This is a genomic window from Vibrio sp. Isolate24 (assembly GCF_022398215.1).
GTDB lineage: Bacteria > Pseudomonadota > Gammaproteobacteria > Enterobacterales > Vibrionaceae > Vibrio > Vibrio coralliilyticus_A.
On record NZ_JAKEUU010000001.1, the window covers coordinates 1,793,432 to 1,809,404 of the forward strand.

Genomic DNA, 15,973 nt, shown 5'->3' on the forward strand with positions numbered 1-15,973 from the left:
GGGTTTTCACCCGGCTTTTTTGTGTTTGCAAAGACCCTAAAATGAAAAAAGCCGCTGAGTAATCAGCGGCTTTTGTTAGTCAGTTTTCAGAGAAATTACTTTTTCTTTTTAACTGCTTTTTTGTTTGGAAGGTCAGTGATAGAACCTTCGAATACTTCAGCAGCTAGACCGACAGACTCGTGTAGCGTTGGGTGAGCGTGGATAGTTAGTGCGATATCTTCTGCATCACAACCCATCTCAATAGCTAGACCGATTTCACCGAGTAGTTCACCACCGTTAGTACCAACGATCGCACCACCAATAACACGGTGAGTCTCTTTGTCGAAGATAAGCTTAGTCATACCGTCTGCGCAGTCAGATGCGATTGCACGACCTGATGCAGCCCAAGGGAAAGTTGCCACTTCGTACTTGATGCCTTCTTCCTTCGCTTCTTTCTCAGTCTTACCAACCCATGCCACTTCAGGCTCAGTGTAAGCAATTGAAGGAATAACTTTAGGATCGAAGTAATGCTTCTTACCAGCAATAACTTCAGCAGCAACGTGGCCTTCATGCACACCTTTGTGAGCAAGCATTGGCTGACCAACGATATCACCGATAGCAAAGATATGAGGTACGTTTGTACGAAGTTGCTTATCTACATTGATAAAGCCACGCTCATCAATTTCTAGACCCGCTTTCTCACCATCGATAAGCTTACCATTTGGTACACGACCGATAGCCACTAGAACTGCATCATAGCGCTCTGCTTCAGCAGGGGCTTTCTTGCCTTCCATTGACACGTAGATACCGTCTTCTTTTGCTTCAACTGCTGTCACTTTCGTTTCTAGCATTAGGTTGAATTTATCCTTCACACGCTTAGTGTAAACTTTCACGATATCTTTATCTGCCGCTGGGATAACTTGGTCAAACATCTCAACGACGTCAACTTTAGAACCAAGTGACTGGTAAACCGTACCCATTTCTAGACCGATGATACCACCACCCATGATAAGTAGTTTTTCAGGAACTTCTTTCAGTTCGAGTGCATCCGTTGAGTCCCAAATACGTGGGTCTTCATGCGGAATGAATGGCAGTTTGATAGGGCGAGAACCCGCAGCAACGATAGCGTTATCGAAGTTTACGGTTGTTGCCTCTCCTTCGCCTTCAACAAGGATAGAGTTAGGGCCAGTAAATTTGCCGTAACCGTTAACAACCGTCACATTACGCATCTTAGCCATACCGCTAAGACCACCAGTCAGTTGGTTAACAACTTTCTCTTTCCAGATACGAATTTTGCTGATGTCAGTTTGCGGCTCACCAAACACAACGCCGTGATCTGCCATAGCTTTTGCTTCTTCAATTACTTTAGATACGTGAAGAAGTGCTTTAGATGGGATACAACCCACGTTTAGACATACACCGCCAAGAGTGCTGTAGCGCTCGATTAGTACAGTTTCAAGACCTAAGTCTGCACAACGGAAGGCAGCGGAGTAACCAGCAGGACCAGAACCAAGTACAACAACTTGGGCTTTAATTTCTTTGCTCATTTTGACCTCTTGTAGTCATTATCCCTAACAGGCTGAGTGGGTATTGATTCTTTTGTTTAAGAGTGGTTGGTTTTAAACAGTTATTTTCAGACCGCCAACAGTTTACAGAGATGTTAATGGTGTGAAAAGCAATTCCATTTAGCCTGTGAGCTAGCCAACAATTAAGTAAGGAAAACGTTCTCCTTCACCCAATTGTCAGATGTTTCTATTAACAGAGGCGGCTAAAAAGGCCGCCTCTCAATCATCTCAATTCAATTAAAGAACCAGACGACGGATGTCTGATAGCGCACCGTTTAGGAAGGTAATGAAGCGCGCACCTTCAGCACCATCGATCACACGGTGGTCGTATGATAGAGATAGTGGGAGCTGTAGGCGAGGTTCGAACTCTTTACCGTTCCATACAGGTTTCATTTCAGACTTAGACACGCCAAGGATGCCGACTTCTGGTGCGTTTACGATTGGCGTGAACGCAGTACCGCCGATGCCACCTAGGCTTGAGATAGTGAAACAGCCACCTTGCATGTCAGCCGCAGTTAGCTTACCTGCACGTGCTTTCTTAGAAATAGCCATTAGCTCTTCAGATAGCTCGTAGATGCCTTTCTTGTTGACGTCTTTAAAGACAGGAACAACCAGACCGTTTGGCGTATCTACTGCGATACCGATGTTCACGTATTTCTTCAGAATGATGCTTTCGCCATCTTCAGACAGAGAAGAGTTGAACGCTGGGAACGCTTCAAGCGCTTTAGCAGCCGCTTTCATAATGAACACAAGTGGTGTGATCTTCATTCCAGTGTCTTTCTTCGCTTCGATAGCGTTCTGCTCTTTACGGAACGCTTCTAGCTCAGTGATATCAGCGTTGTCCCACTGTGTAACGTGAGGAATCATCACCCAGTTACGGTGTAGGTTTGCACCTGAGATCTTCTTGATCTTAGAAAGCTTCTGAACTTCAGTTTCACCGAACTTGCTGAAATCAACTTTCGGCCATGGTAGTAGACCAAGCGCTGCGCCGTCGCCTTTACCAGATGCTGCTGCACCTGCGCCAGACTCAAGACGCTTAAGTGCGTCTTTCACGTAGGCTTGAACATCTTCTTTCAGGATGCGGCTCTTACGGCCAGAACCTTTAACTTTAGACAGGTTAACGCCAAACTCACGCGCTAAACGACGAACAACTGGAGACGCGTGTGCGTACTCGTTGTTCTCTTGGAAATCGCCAGTCGTTGCTGGAGCTGCCGCTGCTGGTGCTTCTGCTTTAGGAGCTGCTGCAGGTGCCGCCGCTTGAGCTGGAGCCGCTGCAGGAGCAGGTGCTGCACCCGCCACTTCGAAGACCATGATTAGTGAGCCAGTAGACACTTTGTCGCCAGCTGCAATCTTGATTTCTTTAACCGTACCCGCAAATGGTGCTGGAACTTCCATTGAAGCTTTGTCGCCTTCAACAGTGATTAGAGATTGCTCTTCTTCCACTGTATCGCCAACTGCAACCATGATTTCAGTCACTTCAACTTCATCGCCACCGATATCTGGAACGTTCACTTCTTTCGCTGCAGACGCCGCTGGAGCCGCTGCTACTGGAGCTTCTGCTGCAACAGGTGCCGCTGGAGCGCCAGATCCTGCTGTTTCGAATACCATGATAAGTGAGCCAGTCGATACTTTATCGCCTGCTGCAACTTTGATCTCTTTCAGCGTACCAGCAAATGGTGCTGGTACTTCCATAGATGCTTTATCGCCTTCTACAGTGATTAGAGATTGCTCTTCTTCGATGCTGTCGCCAACTGCAACCATGATTTCAGTCACTTCAACTTCATCGCCACCGATATCTGGTACGTGAACTTCTTTAAGCTCTGCCGCTGCTGCTGGAGCTGGAGCCGCTGCTGGAGCCGCTTCTGCCACAGGAGCAGGTGCAGCATCAGCTGCACCCTCGGCTTCGAAAATCATGATTAGAGAACCAGTAGAAACAGAGTCACCTTCCGTAACTTTGATTTCTTTAACGATACCCGCTTGAGAAGCAGGAACTTCCATAGAAGCTTTATCGCCTTCAACTGTGATCAGAGACTGCTCTTCTTCAACCTTGTCGCCAACGCTTACAAGAATTTCAGTAACTTCAACCTCATCCGCACCGATGTCTGGTACATTAATTTCGATTGCCATTTCTTATTTACCTTCTCAATTAAGCGTATAGCGGGTTAGTTTTTTCTGTGTCGATGTCGAACTTAGCAATCGCTTCTACGACTACTGACTTCTCAACATCACCACGCTTGGCCAGTTCACTTAGTGCTGCTACAACAACGTAACCTGCGTTCACTTCGAAGTGACGACGTAGGTTTTCGCGGCTGTCTGAACGACCAAAGCCATCAGTACCCAGTACTTTATAAGACTCAGAAGGCATGAACGCACGAACTTGTTCTGCGTAGTTCTTCATGTAGTCAGTCGCTGCGATTGCTGGCTCGCTGCCCATCACTTCTGCGATGTAAGGCACTTTTGCGTCAGCTTCTGGGTGTAGCATGTTGTCACGCTCTACCGCTTGGCCGTCGCGAGTTAGTTCGTTGAATGACGTTACAGAGAACACGTCAGACGCGATGCCGTAGTCTTCGCTTAGGATAGTCGCTGCTTTACGTACTTCGTTCATGATAGTACCAGAGCCCATTAGCTGAACTTTAGACTTGTCACCTGCGTAAGACTCAAGCTTATAGATACCCTTACGGATGCCTTCTTCAGCGCCTTCTGGCATTGCTGGCATTGCGTAGTTTTCGTTCATTACCGTTAGGTAGTAGAACACGTTCTCTTGGTTCTCACCGTACATGCGACGGATACCGTCTTGCATGATTACCGCAACTTCGTACGCGAATGTTGGGTCGTAAGAGATACAGTTAGGAACTGTGTTCGCCATGATGTGTGAGTGACCGTCTTCGTGCTGTAGACCTTCACCGTTTAGCGTTGTACGACCAGCAGTAGCACCTAGTAGGAAACCACGAGCTTGTTGGTCACCCGCCATCCATGCCATATCGCCTACACGTTGGAAACCAAACATTGAGTAGTAGATGTAGAATGGAATCATTGGCAGATCGTTAGTGCTGTAAGAGGTCGCAGCAGCAACCCAAGAAGCCATTGAGCCTAGCTCGTTGATACCTTCTTGTAGAACCTGACCAGATGTCGCTTCTTTGTAGTAAGAAACAATGCCTTTATCTTCTGGCGTGTATTCCTGACCGTGCGGGTTGTAGATACCGATCTGACGGAATAGACCTTCCATACCAAACGTACGTGCTTCGTCACAAATGATAGGAACGATGTTCTTACCAATGTTCTTGTTCTTAAGCAGGATATTAAGCGTACGAACGTAAGCCATTGTTGTAGAGATATCACGCTTCTGCTCGCTTAGTAGCGGCGCGAACTCTTCTAGCTCAGGTACTTTGAATTCTTGAGTGAACTTAGGCAGACGCTGTGGCGTGTAACCTTTTAGTTCTTTACGACGAGCGTGTAGGTATTCGTATTCCGCAGAACCTTCTTCAAGTTTCAAGTACGGAAGCTCTTTAACCGCTTCGTCAGTTAGGATGTCTTGAAGACCTAGACGATCACGTAGGTGCAGTACGTGAGTCATGTCCATCTTCTTAACTTGGTGCGCGATGTTCTTACCTTCAGCCGCTTCACCCATACCGTAACCTTTAACAGTCTTAGCTAGGATGACTGTTGGACGACCTTTAGTTTCTGCCGCGTTTTTGTATGCTGCGTACAGTTTAGAAGACTCGTGACCACCACGCTTAAGTGCGAAGATTTCGTCATCTGTCATGTCTGCCACTAGTGCAGCTGTCTCTGGGTATTTACCAAAGAAGTGCTCACGTACGTATGCGCCATCTTTAGATTTAAATGTTTGGTAGTCACCGTCTACAGTTTCGTTCATTAGCTGTAGAAGCTTGCCAGACGTATCTTTAGCAAGTAGTGCATCCCAGTTGCTACCCCAGATAACTTTAACAACATTCCAGCCAGCACCTTTGAATAGGCCTTCTAGCTCTTGGATGATGCTACCGTTACCCATTACAGGGCCATCTAGACGCTGTAGGTTACAGTTCACTAGGAAACATAGGTTGTCTAGTTTCTCACGAGCTGCGAAAGACAGTGAACCACGTGATTCTGGCTCATCCATCTCACCGTCACCTAGGAAAGCGTACACACGTTGAGCAGACGTGTCTTTCAGACCACGACCGTCAAGGTACTTAAGGAAACGCGCTTGGTAAATCGCAGAAATTGGGCCTAGACCCATAGATACTGTTGGGAACTGCCAGAACTCAGGCATCAGTTTAGGGTGCGGGTATGATGGAATACCTTTGCCGTCTACTTCTTGACGGAAGTTGTCTAGCTGCTCTTCAGTTAGACGACCTTCAACGAATGCACGAGAGTAGATACCTGGTGAGATGTGACCTTGGTAGTACACTAGATCGCCACCGTCCGTCTCGTTTGGAGCACGGAAGAAGTGGTTGAAACATACTTCGTAGAATGCAGCAGAAGACTGGAAAGACGCCATGTGGCCGCCTAGCTCTAGGTCTTTCTTAGATGCACGTAGAACGATCATGATTGCGTTCCAGCGGATGATGGAACGAATACGGCGCTCAAGTGTTGTGTCACCTGGGTAAGCTGGTTCTTGATCTGCAGGAATCGTGTTGATGTAGTTGGTTGTGATTCCTGTTGGCATGTCAACACCGTCTAGACGTGCTTTGTCTAGAACTTGCTCTAGTAGGAACTGAGCACGCTCTACACCTTCTTCACGTACAACTGACTCAAGGGCTTGTAGCCATTCTTGAGTTTCCAGTGCGTCTACGTCATGCTTCATATCAGACATGGCGATCTATCCTTCTGTTGGTTGGATCTACTTATTTAAGTAACGCTCTTTACGAGTCGTTACCCTGCTGAATTCGACGCAAAGATCGCTCACGGCGAGACTCTTCACGACTCAAATCCAACAATGTTTCTTCAATATAAGCTAAGTGTGAGTGCGACATTTCACGCGCCTTTTCTGGCTGACCAGAAACGATCGCATCAACGATATTAGCTCGGTGTTTACTTACTTTTTCCACCACTTCATCGCGGCGATGTAAGAGCTTAAGATTCTGAAGGACGTTTTGCTCCAGCAAAGGGGCCAAACTACGAACGATATGAAGCAAAACAACGTTGTGCGCTGCTTCAGTCAAAGCGATCAAAAACTGCATGACTGCAGCCGCTTCCGCTTCAACATTTTTCTTCGTTTGCTCTTCACTGATGTTTTTCAGGCAAGCCTGAATACGGGCAAAGTCCTCATCGGTGCCACGAACTGCTGCAAAATAAGCAGAGATACCTTCCATCGCATGGCGCGTTTCGAGTAAATCCAGCTGTGTTTCCGAATGGCTAGACAATAAATTTAGCAGAGGATCTGAAAAACTCGTCCAGATATTCTCGCTAACAAATGTGCCACCACCCTGGCGACGAGTAAGAAGACGTTTAGCTTCGAGGCGTTGAATTGCTTCACGGATTGAAGGACGAGACACATCAAACTGCTTTGCCAGCTCGCGCTCTGGTGGCAACTGCTGCCCCGGAGACAATGTTCCTTCCACAATCAGCCGTTCTAACTCTTGTTCAATTACATCAGAGAGTTTTGGCTGACGAATCCTTTGATAAGCCATAGTTGTTGTTCTTCTACTCTTTGCAGTCAATTGGTATTACCAATTTTAAGTTGGCGACGAAATTAACATAATTAAAACGCAAGTTCCAGTCAAAAATTGACCCACATCATAGAACAAGCCATGCGTCAACACTTTGATAACATTAGCTGATTAAAACAGCAATCAAATTGGTCTGACCAATTACAAAATATAAACAGATGGGAATAAATCGTGCTAGCAATCACACTTTAATTGGTCAGTTTTAAAAAAATATGAACGGAATATGTCGTGAAAAGATGGGAAGTTGCGGGATGCGGGATGCGGGATGCGGGATGCGGGATGCGGGATGCGGGATGCGGGATGCGGGATGCGGGATGCGGGATTATTCTATCCCTTTAGTGAAAAGTGCAGTCAACCACTTCCGATAAACCTACGGCACGTTACTCTAAAAGGACAAAGCACTGTCTTCCCTTCAAATTAGAATGCATTAGGGCGCAATTCGTTCTCAACTCCCATTCGGTAAGACGATCCTGTTACCGCTTCCAGCAGCAAAGCGCTCCCGTTATTCACAGAGCGCTGTCCAGGCCTTTATTTCGCTTCGATATGGTCAATCATCAATTGTAACGACTGATTACCTCGGAACTCGTTGATATCAAGCTTGTAAGCCAAACGTACGGTTTTCACAGACGCATCTGGCCAGCGACGCAGATCGACATTAAATGCAATCCCATCAATCATGATGTTGGTCGGGTGACCTTTATGTAAAGGCTCCAGCATCAGCTTCAGGTGCTTCTCGCCAACCAATTTCTGATGAAGCACTTTAAATTCACCGTCGAACAGAGGTTCAGGGAAAGCTTGCCCCCATGGTCCACCAGCACGAAGCATCTCTGCAATGTGCATTGAAAACTCTTCTGGCTTCAATTCACCGTCAGACAAAATCACACCTTTGAGTGCGGCGTCGTCCAACTCTTGTTTCACAGCCTCATCAAACAACTGAGCAAATCGTTCGAAGTCTTTTTCCATGATCGTCAGGCCAGCTGCCATGGCGTGCCCACCAAACTTGAGGATCAAGCCGGGGTTTTGAGTATCAATACGATCGAGAGTATCACGCATATGTAGGCCCGGAATCGAACGACATGAGCCCTTAATGCTCCCTTCACCACCATCCGCGAAGGCAATCACAGGACGATGAAACTTCTCTTTGATTCGAGATGCCAAAATACCAATCACACCTTGGTGCCAATCACGCTGAAACAGCACCAGCCCATGAGGCATATCCTTGTCACCAAACTGAAGACGCTCACAGAAAGCCATCGCTTCCTGTTTCATACCTTCTTCAATTTCTTTACGCGTTTGGTTCAAGCCATCCAGCTCACTTGCCATACGACGTGCAGCATGAATGTTGTTGGCCATCAAAAGCTCAACACCAAATGACATATCATCCAAACGACCTGCTGCGTTGATACGCGGACCTAGTGCAAAACCGAAATCGGCCGCGACCAATCGACGCGCATCTCGCTTTGCGACTTCAATCAATGCTTGAATACCAGGTCGTGCTTTGCCAGCACGAATACGCTGCAGACCTTGGTGAACCAGAATGCGATTGTTTTCATCCAGTGGCACCACATCAGCAACCGTACCCAGAGCAACCAAATCAATCAACTCCATCAGTTTTGGTTCAGCCATGCCCTGATCGGCAAACCATCCCTGCTTTCTCATATGAACACACAACGCCATCATGAGATAAAACGCCACTCCAACTCCAGCCAAAGCTTTCGAAGGAAAGGCACACTCTTCTAAATTTGGGTTGACCATTGCATCGACGTTAGGTAACTCATGGCCCGGCAGGTGGTGGTCAGTGACTAATACCTTTAGCCCCTGCTCTTTGGCGTATCGCACACCATCAATTGAAGAGACACCATTATCGACCGTCATGATCACTTCAGCGCCAATCTCAATCGCCTGATCAACGACTTCTGGGCTAAGACCATAACCATCTTCAAAGCGATTCGGCACCAAATAATCGACGTTATTGGAACCAAGCATTCGTAATGCGAGCACCGATAGGGCCGAGCTGGTTGCCCCATCAGCATCGAAATCTCCGACAACAATAATACGTTTATTACTCTGAATAGCTTCAAATAGCAGCTCGACCGCGGCGTCAATACCATGCAATTTTTGATAAGAATGTAATGCACGCGCCGTCGTTTCTAACTGCTGGGCACTGGTGATACCACGTGAGATGTAAATGCGCTTAAGAAGTGGAGCAATGTCGGTGGAAAGCAGACTGAGATCAACCTCAGGCCGGCGTTGAATTTCGATCATAGATTGGATTGAGCCTTGTTCTTGGGCAGGACGCCTGAATAGCGAACAAGTTAACAGATGAGAATCTTATATCAACCTAATTCATGACATAGGATTCTCATCACAGGATCGCTTGTCAGGCGCTCAAACGTAACTCTGAAGATTGAATTACGATTTTTGTGTTTGTTGTAGGCGTTGCAGCATCTGTTCTGGTGGTAAGTAGCCGCCAACCATTTCACCATTTGGTAGGAAAATCGCTGGCGTGCCACTAATACCTAACTCACGCCCAAGAGTATAATGCTCTTTGATGATTTCCTGATACTTGGCGAAATCTTTGCTCTTTTCTGGGAACTCACGTTTCACCTTACCGTTATGCATGGCAGCCTGTGGGTCATCCGAGCCCCAAATTGCTGCCATTTGATCCGCAACAGAACCCGTTGCCCCTTGACGTGGGTAAGCCATGTAACGAATAGTGATACCCAAATCATTGTAATCTTTCATTTGGTTATGAAGACGTACACAGTAGCCACAGGTAATATCCGTGAAGACAGTGATAACGTATTTCTCGTCTTTAGCCTTAAAGTCAATCATGCTGTCTTTGAATGCTTCGATTTTAGCCGCATTGATCGGCGCCTGACGTTTCGCCAGCACATCTTCATATTGGCCATTGCCATCAAGCTTATAAAGTGTACCTGCTAAAAAGTATTCACCGTCTGGTGAAGCAAAAAGAATTCCTCCACTGGTCTGCACTTCGACTAAACCATCGATATCTGCAGGCGCCACTTTTTTCACTTCCAATCCTAGCTTGGCAAAACGCTCTTCAAGCTGAGCTGTATCAAATTTTACTTCCGCTGCAGATACTGCCTGTGCTGCCACAAGCAGTGGTAACGTAAGTAGAGTCACTCGGCGTAGTACGCTCATTAAATTCACCTTATTTTTTTAATATGATAAGAGATAATCCCTTATGCTCTTGGATGATGCTCACTGTGTAGCTGTTTTAGCCGTTCTGTCGCTACATGAGTATAAATTTGTGTTGTCGACAAGTCACTGTGTCCGAGTAGCATCTGTACCACTCGCAGGTCAGCGCCGTAGTTGAGCAAATGCGTCGCAAAAGCATGGCGCAATACGTGCGGCGACAGTATCTCGGTATCAATGCCAGCCAAAACCGCATAATGCTTGATACGATACCAAAACGTCTGACGCGTCATTTGGCGCGCACGCTTGCTTGGAAAGACAACATCAGATGTTGTATCTCCAAGTAACTCAGACCTACCTTGTTGGATAAAAGTTTCAATCCAGTCGACTGCATTTTCGCCCATCGGAACCAAGCGCTCTTTACCACCTTTACCAGTGACACGAACAACGCCCTGACGAAGGCTGATGTTTTCCATCGTTAAGCTGACCAGCTCTGTGACACGCAAGCCTGTCGCATAAAGCAATTCCAGCATGGCTTTATCGCGTAATTCCATTGCATCGTTTGGATCCGGTGCATTCAGCAGTGCTTCAACCTGCTCTTCACTGAGATCTTTGGGTAGCCTCTTAGGTAATTTAGGGCTAACGAGTAAAGCACTAGGATCATCCGCTCGCACTTTTTCTCTGTGTAGATACTGGAACAAACGACGGATCGCAGACAACATACGGGCTCGTGAAGTCTGCTTGTACCCCTGTTCCATTAACCAACTTTGGTAGTCCTGTAAACCAGACAAGCTAATAAAATCGAGTCTGTAGTTATTTTCAGCCATCCAGTGAAGTAATTTGGATAAATCATTACGATAAGATGCCAACGTATTCTCGGATAACCCTCGCTCCATCCACATCGTATCCAAAAACTGCTCCACCATACCCTGATCGGGTGACATCACTTCTGACACAATAATCCTCAACGTTATGATATGCGCTCAATGTAAGTGCCACACAGCAATAAAGCCATAAAAATTGCCATTCGATATGGATATTCGCTGCAAAGCTCGCCATTTTGTGTTTAGAATTCGCTATTGATTCAAAATAATGAAAAAGAAAGTGATGAAAATTGGTCTGTTTTACGGTTCGACAACTTGCTACACGGAAATGGCCGCGGAGAAAATGCGCGCCATCATAGGTGAAGAACTGGTAGATATCCGCAATGTCAAAGACACTCCTCTGACAGAAATGGTTAATTATGACTTTCTGATTTTAGGTATCTCGACCTGGGACTTTGGCGAAATTCAGGAAGACTGGAATGAGATATGGGATCAAATCGGTGGCGTACCGCTAAGTGGCAAAACCGTCGCGTTGTTCGGCTTAGGCGATCAAGAAGGCTATGGCGAATGGTATCTGGATGCTATGGGGATGTTGCACGACGAACTGAAGAAGACAGGTGCTAACCTGATTGGCTACTGGCCAAACGATGAAAGCTACGAGTTTGAAGCCTCAAAAGCGCTAACGGAAGATGGCAACCAATTTGTTGGCTTAGCATTGGACGAAGACTCTCAGTATGAACTGAGTGATGAGCGCATTGCGACTTGGATTGAACAAGTCCTAGTGGAATATCAAGAAACACTATAAAAGCCGACTTCAGAATAGAATGCTTCGCTGACGAGAATGACGATCCGCACTCCCTTAGCGAAGCCTTTTATTGAAAAATATTGTCTCCTGTCTTTAAGAAGGTAGCCCTTTTCGATACCTCCTCCAATCAAACACCAAACCCGGATCGGTTTTTCTCAGCGGCGCAATGTATTGATGGCCCGTTATTCGAGGCAAGGTGATTTTAGGGTAATGTTTTTGTATCCATTTCGTCAGCTCAGTGAGGGCTTGATATTGCTCATCGGTATACGCGACGTAATCACTGCCTTCCAATTCAATACCAATTGAGTAGTCGTTGCACTTTTCTCGCCCTGCAAAACTTGACACACCTGCGTGCCACGCTCTTGCCGTAAACGGTACAAACTGCACCACCTCACCATCACGCCTGATCAGACAATGTGCAGAAACGCCCATCTGATGAATCACTTTAAAAAATGGATGCTCTTCAGCGTTCAGTTGCCCCGTAAAAAACTGCTCGATGTATGGCCCGCCAAATTGGCCAGGTGGCAGGCTGATATTATGTATCACTAGTAAGGAGATATCCGTTACATCGGTTCGTTGATCAAAAAAGGGAGACGGCACATGCCTGGCAGCTTGATACCAGCCGTTTTCATCAATCATGTTTGTCTCCTTTTGTTTACTAAGTTATTGATTTTAGACTTTCAAGCGTGAAATACCACAATAATGGCTGAATTTCCCTCGCAGTCATCGTATCATGCGCACCTTATGTTCAACTGCTCATTAGATTTGCAATGAAAGAAACCCACAATAGCCAAGAACGTCTTGAATATTTGAAACAGCATTTGCCTCTGGAAATCTCTCGCTCCGTTACCGAAACCATAAAAGAAGATCTCGGTGGCACTTTAGATCCAGCCGCTGATATCACCGCAAGTCTAATCCCAGCCGATGCTCATAACGAAGCCACCATAATTACCCGTGAACACGGCGTATTTTGTGGTCAGGCTTGGGCTGATGAGGTCTTCAGGCAACTTGGTGGCGAAGTAAAGATCGAGTGGCACGTACAAGATGGCGATACGGTTGAACCTAATCAGGTACTTTGTCACCTATCTGGTCCCTCACGCGCACTATTGACTGGTGAACGCAATGCGATGAACTTTATCCAAACGCTATCAGGTTGTGCCACGATTACTGCCGAGTACGCCAAACAGCTCGAAGGCACTAATTGCCGACTGTTGGATACCCGTAAAACGATTCCTGGCCTACGTAGCGCACTAAAGTACGCCGTTGCATGTGGCGGTGGTTTCAATCACCGTATCGGCGTTTTCGATGCCTATCTCATCAAAGAAAATCACATTATTGCCAATGGCGGTATCACTCAAACAATTAAAAATGCTAAGCAGTTGAATCCGGGCAAACCTGTTGAAGTAGAAACAGAAAGTTTACAAGAACTGACTGAGGCCATCGAGGCTGGTGCTGACATCATCATGCTTGATAATTTTACAACCGACATGATGCGTGAAGCGGTAAGAATTAACGCGGGCCGAGCAGCACTAGAAAACTCTGGTAATGTCACTCTAGAAACCCTGCGTGAATACGCTGAAACGGGGGTTGATTACATTTCTGTTGGCGCTCTGACCAAACACCTCAAAGCCATGGACTTGTCGATGCGCTTTAAGTAAGCACATCACTAACGACAAGAGAGAGGAATAACCTCTCTCTTGTCGTTTTTAATGTAGGCAACTCACTAAGCAAAATAAACCGCAATTCAAACAGCTATGCAATTCAGATGTCTTATATCGATTAAGCTAAGCTTACCTTCTCGCGAGTCTCCTCCAGCCTAATATTCAGCGTAAAGTCCTTTCCCTACTCTTCTCACGCTAATGAAAAGTACCTAGGACTCTCATGACGTTACCAAACAATATTGCATTACGTGGCTTTACACTGATTGAGTTGATGATCGTTGTGGCGATCATCGGAATTTTATCGGCCTTCGCAATTCCTGCTTATCAAAGCTACACCCAGCGTGCCCATGCCAGCGATATGCTCAATGCAACATCAGTGATGAAAGCAGCGGTAAGCCTTTGCCTAACAAACAGTGCCTCTGCTGCTAGCTGTATTTCAGGTAACAATGGTGTGCCATCACAACAAAACTTCAACGGTTTTTACGTCAATGCACAGACAAGTGGTTCTATCAGTGTCATTACCGCAGCATTATCAGGCTCAAAAGGCTCACTACCAAACAATGCCAGCGTTCACTTAACCCCCAATTCATCAACAAGTGGGATTACATGGGCAGTCAGCTGTAGTGGTACTGAAAGCCAGAATTGGTGTCCGAGTCGCTAATGATGAGCCAATTACCTCACTTACTACAGAGAGCGAACAAAATAACTCAAGCTCAAGCCCTACATGCCATGGCGGCAATGAATACCCAGAAAGCGGATGCCTGTACTGCACTGCTCACTCTCGACGATATATCACCACAAAAACTGGTCACAATGATCAGTGAACTCTTCTCCCTCACCATCATTCAGCTAGACTCATTTGATTATATCTCGTGCTGTCAGCGCCTAGGAGTTAGCGATTTAGTTTGCCGACATTCAGCGCTGCCCCTTCATATAGATAGTCACCAATTGACCTTAGCGATCAGTGACCCATCGATTGCAGAAATTGAACAAGACTTTCGCTTTGCCACAGGTCTAAAAGTCAAGTTAGTACTCTGTCAGAACCATAGTTTGATGGAGGCGATACATCACTTATATGGTGATAAAGTTTCAGGTGAGAGGTTTGGTTTTAAAGCAATCAGCGATCAAGAGCTTGAGCAGCTGGTCGAGACCACTGAAGAAGAAAGTGCGGATCATGAAGCCCTCTATCAAGATACTTCACCTATTAGCCAGTACATACATCAAGTACTGCTAGACGCCGTGCGCAAACGTGCCTCTGATATCCATTTTGAGCCTTATGAAAACTGGTTCCGTGTTCGATTCAGGTGTGATGGCTTACTGATTGAAAGACAACAGCCCCCTCACCACCTATCTAATCGTTTAATTGCTCGGCTCAAAATATTAGCTAAGCTCGACATTGCAGAACGTCGCCTACCACAAGATGGCAGAATCACCTTAGCGATCGCATCCTCAAAGGCCATCGATATACGTGTCTCGACTTTACCGACCATATGGGGAGAAAAAGTCGTATTGCGGCTGCTCGATAACCGGGTAACCAGCTTCGATTTAGAGCATTTAGGCTATAGCCCATCACAAAGTGAGCACTATCGTAGAGCGTTGGCTAAACCTCAGGGAATGATCCTAATCACAGGCCCAACAGGCAGTGGCAAGACGTTGTCGTTATACAGTGGCCTGAATATTCTCAATCAAAGTGAAGTCAATATTGCGACAGCAGAAGATCCTGTTGAAATGCATGTATCGGGAATCAATCAGGTTCAAATCCAACCCCAAATTGGGTTTCATTTTGCTCAAGCTCTTCGAGCTTTTTTACGCCAAGATCCTGATGTTGTTATGGTCGGAGAAATACGAGACCGTGAAACAGCGGAAATCGCAGCCAAAGCAGCGCAAACCGGGCATTTAGTGCTTTCAACTCTGCACACTAACTCGGCAGCAGAAGCCATTCTGCGTTTACAAAACCTGGGCATCGAACCTTTCAATGTCGCGGCTTCTTTAAGTCTTATCGTTGCACAAAGGTTAGTCAGGCGTCTGTGCCCTCACTGTAAACGTCCAGACTCAGAAAAAATTCAGGAATTCAAAGCTGACCCATTAGGCTGCAGTTCATGCCATCAAGGTTATTCGGGACGAATCGGACTGTTTGAAATTCTTACCGTCACTCCAGAAATATCAGAAGCGATTGCTGCCAGAGCGCCAACCCACCACATTGAAAGCTTGGCGATCGAGCAGGGGATGCAGACTCTGCGCCAATCTGGAATTGAGAAGCTTACGCAAGGGGTAACCAGTCAAAAAGAACTACAGCGGATGCTACTCTAGTTTT

The 15,973-nt window shown here is 46.4% G+C and carries 12 protein-coding genes; 4 read left to right on the forward strand and 8 right to left on the reverse strand.

Annotation, left to right across the window (positions count from 1 at the left end; all coding sequences use genetic code 11):
• Nucleotides 1-95 precede the first annotated feature (95 nt).
• From lpdA to xerD, 7 genes are all read right to left on the reverse strand, one after another.
• Entirely contained in the window at nucleotides 96-1,526 is a 1,431-nt protein-coding gene (gene lpdA, locus L1D23_RS07905) for a dihydrolipoyl dehydrogenase (RefSeq protein ID WP_239837807.1), read from the reverse strand.
• Nucleotides 1,527-1,781: 255 nt separating this feature from the next.
• Complete coding sequence (aceF, locus tag L1D23_RS07910) at nucleotides 1,782-3,671, reverse strand: pyruvate dehydrogenase complex dihydrolipoyllysine-residue acetyltransferase (protein ID WP_239865237.1); 1,890 nt, start codon at nucleotides 3,669-3,671, stop codon at nucleotides 1,782-1,784.
• A gap of 19 nt (nucleotides 3,672-3,690) precedes the next feature.
• The gene (gene aceE / locus L1D23_RS07915; RefSeq protein ID WP_239865239.1) at nucleotides 3,691-6,354 is read right to left on the reverse strand and encodes a pyruvate dehydrogenase (acetyl-transferring), homodimeric type; all 2,664 of its coding nucleotides are present in this window, start codon (nucleotides 6,352-6,354) and stop codon (nucleotides 3,691-3,693) included.
• 49 nt (nucleotides 6,355-6,403) lie between these two features.
• A complete protein-coding gene (gene pdhR / locus L1D23_RS07920; RefSeq protein ID WP_006958126.1) occupies nucleotides 6,404-7,171 on the reverse strand; it encodes a pyruvate dehydrogenase complex transcriptional repressor PdhR in 768 nt (255 codons plus the stop codon).
• Between the two features lie 567 nt (nucleotides 7,172-7,738).
• The gene (gene recJ / locus L1D23_RS07925; RefSeq protein ID WP_239865241.1) at nucleotides 7,739-9,475 is read right to left on the reverse strand and encodes a single-stranded-DNA-specific exonuclease RecJ; all 1,737 of its coding nucleotides are present in this window, start codon (nucleotides 9,473-9,475) and stop codon (nucleotides 7,739-7,741) included.
• A 147-nt stretch (nucleotides 9,476-9,622) separates the two neighbouring features.
• On the reverse strand, nucleotides 9,623-10,375 hold the full coding sequence (gene dsbC / locus L1D23_RS07930; protein WP_239865243.1) for a bifunctional protein-disulfide isomerase/oxidoreductase DsbC: 753 nt from the start codon (nucleotides 10,373-10,375) through the stop codon (nucleotides 9,623-9,625).
• Nucleotides 10,376-10,416: 41 nt separating this feature from the next.
• Complete coding sequence (xerD, locus tag L1D23_RS07935; protein WP_239865421.1) at nucleotides 10,417-11,313, reverse strand: site-specific tyrosine recombinase XerD; 897 nt, start codon at nucleotides 11,311-11,313, stop codon at nucleotides 10,417-10,419.
• A gap of 163 nt (nucleotides 11,314-11,476) precedes the next feature.
• Between xerD and fldB the strand changes: the two genes are divergently transcribed.
• Nucleotides 11,477-11,998 carry a flavodoxin FldB gene (gene fldB / locus L1D23_RS07940; RefSeq protein WP_239865423.1) on the forward strand — a complete coding sequence of 174 codons (522 nt, stop codon included), beginning with the start codon at nucleotides 11,477-11,479 and terminating at the stop codon, nucleotides 11,996-11,998.
• A 93-nt stretch (nucleotides 11,999-12,091) separates the two neighbouring features.
• Here the strand turns inward: fldB and ampD are convergent, their stop codons facing one another.
• The gene (gene ampD, locus L1D23_RS07945) at nucleotides 12,092-12,637 is read right to left on the reverse strand and encodes a 1,6-anhydro-N-acetylmuramyl-L-alanine amidase AmpD (protein ID WP_239865245.1); all 546 of its coding nucleotides are present in this window, start codon (nucleotides 12,635-12,637) and stop codon (nucleotides 12,092-12,094) included.
• 131 nt (nucleotides 12,638-12,768) lie between these two features.
• Between ampD and nadC the strand changes: the two genes are divergently transcribed.
• The 3 genes from nadC to pilB all read left to right on the forward strand — a co-directional run bounded on the left by nadC (nucleotide 12,769) and on the right by pilB (nucleotide 15,969).
• Nucleotides 12,769-13,656, forward strand: a complete 888-nt coding sequence (nadC, locus tag L1D23_RS07950) for a carboxylating nicotinate-nucleotide diphosphorylase (protein ID WP_239865247.1) — start codon at nucleotides 12,769-12,771, stop codon at nucleotides 13,654-13,656.
• 223 nt (nucleotides 13,657-13,879) lie between these two features.
• Nucleotides 13,880-14,320, forward strand: coding sequence for a prepilin-type N-terminal cleavage/methylation domain-containing protein (locus tag L1D23_RS07955; RefSeq protein ID WP_239865249.1), 441 nt, complete (start codon nucleotides 13,880-13,882; stop codon nucleotides 14,318-14,320).
• Entirely contained in the window at nucleotides 14,320-15,969 is a 1,650-nt protein-coding gene (gene pilB, locus L1D23_RS07960; RefSeq protein WP_239865251.1) for a type IV-A pilus assembly ATPase PilB, read from the forward strand. Before L1D23_RS07955 ends, pilB begins: the two co-directional genes overlap by 1 nt.
• Nucleotides 15,970-15,973: the final 4 nt, after the last annotated feature.

Bases quoted from the DNA above. Each gene is read 5' to 3' on its own strand.
- aceE (WP_239865239.1), bottom strand. From the start codon at position 6,354: ATGTCTGATATGAAGCATGACGTAGACGCACTGGAAACTCAAGAATGG.
- nadC (WP_239865247.1), top strand. From the start codon at position 12,769: ATGAAAGAAACCCACAATAGCCAAGAACGTCTTGAATATTTGAAACAG.
- aceF (WP_239865237.1), bottom strand. From the start codon at position 3,671: ATGGCAATCGAAATTAATGTACCAGACATCGGTGCGGATGAGGTTGAA.
- recJ (WP_239865241.1), bottom strand. From the start codon at position 9,475: ATGATCGAAATTCAACGCCGGCCTGAGGTTGATCTCAGTCTGCTTTCC.
- L1D23_RS07955 (WP_239865249.1), top strand. From the start codon at position 13,880: ATGACGTTACCAAACAATATTGCATTACGTGGCTTTACACTGATTGAG.
- lpdA (WP_239837807.1), bottom strand. From the start codon at position 1,526: ATGAGCAAAGAAATTAAAGCCCAAGTTGTTGTACTTGGTTCTGGTCCT.
- pdhR (WP_006958126.1), bottom strand. From the start codon at position 7,171: ATGGCTTATCAAAGGATTCGTCAGCCAAAACTCTCTGATGTAATTGAA.
- dsbC (WP_239865243.1), bottom strand. From the start codon at position 10,375: ATGAGCGTACTACGCCGAGTGACTCTACTTACGTTACCACTGCTTGTG.
- xerD (WP_239865421.1), bottom strand. From the start codon at position 11,313: ATGTCACCCGATCAGGGTATGGTGGAGCAGTTTTTGGATACGATGTGG.
- pilB (WP_239865251.1), top strand. From the start codon at position 14,320: ATGATGAGCCAATTACCTCACTTACTACAGAGAGCGAACAAAATAACT.
- ampD (WP_239865245.1), bottom strand. From the start codon at position 12,637: ATGATTGATGAAAACGGCTGGTATCAAGCTGCCAGGCATGTGCCGTCT.
- fldB (WP_239865423.1), top strand. From the start codon at position 11,477: ATGAAAATTGGTCTGTTTTACGGTTCGACAACTTGCTACACGGAAATG.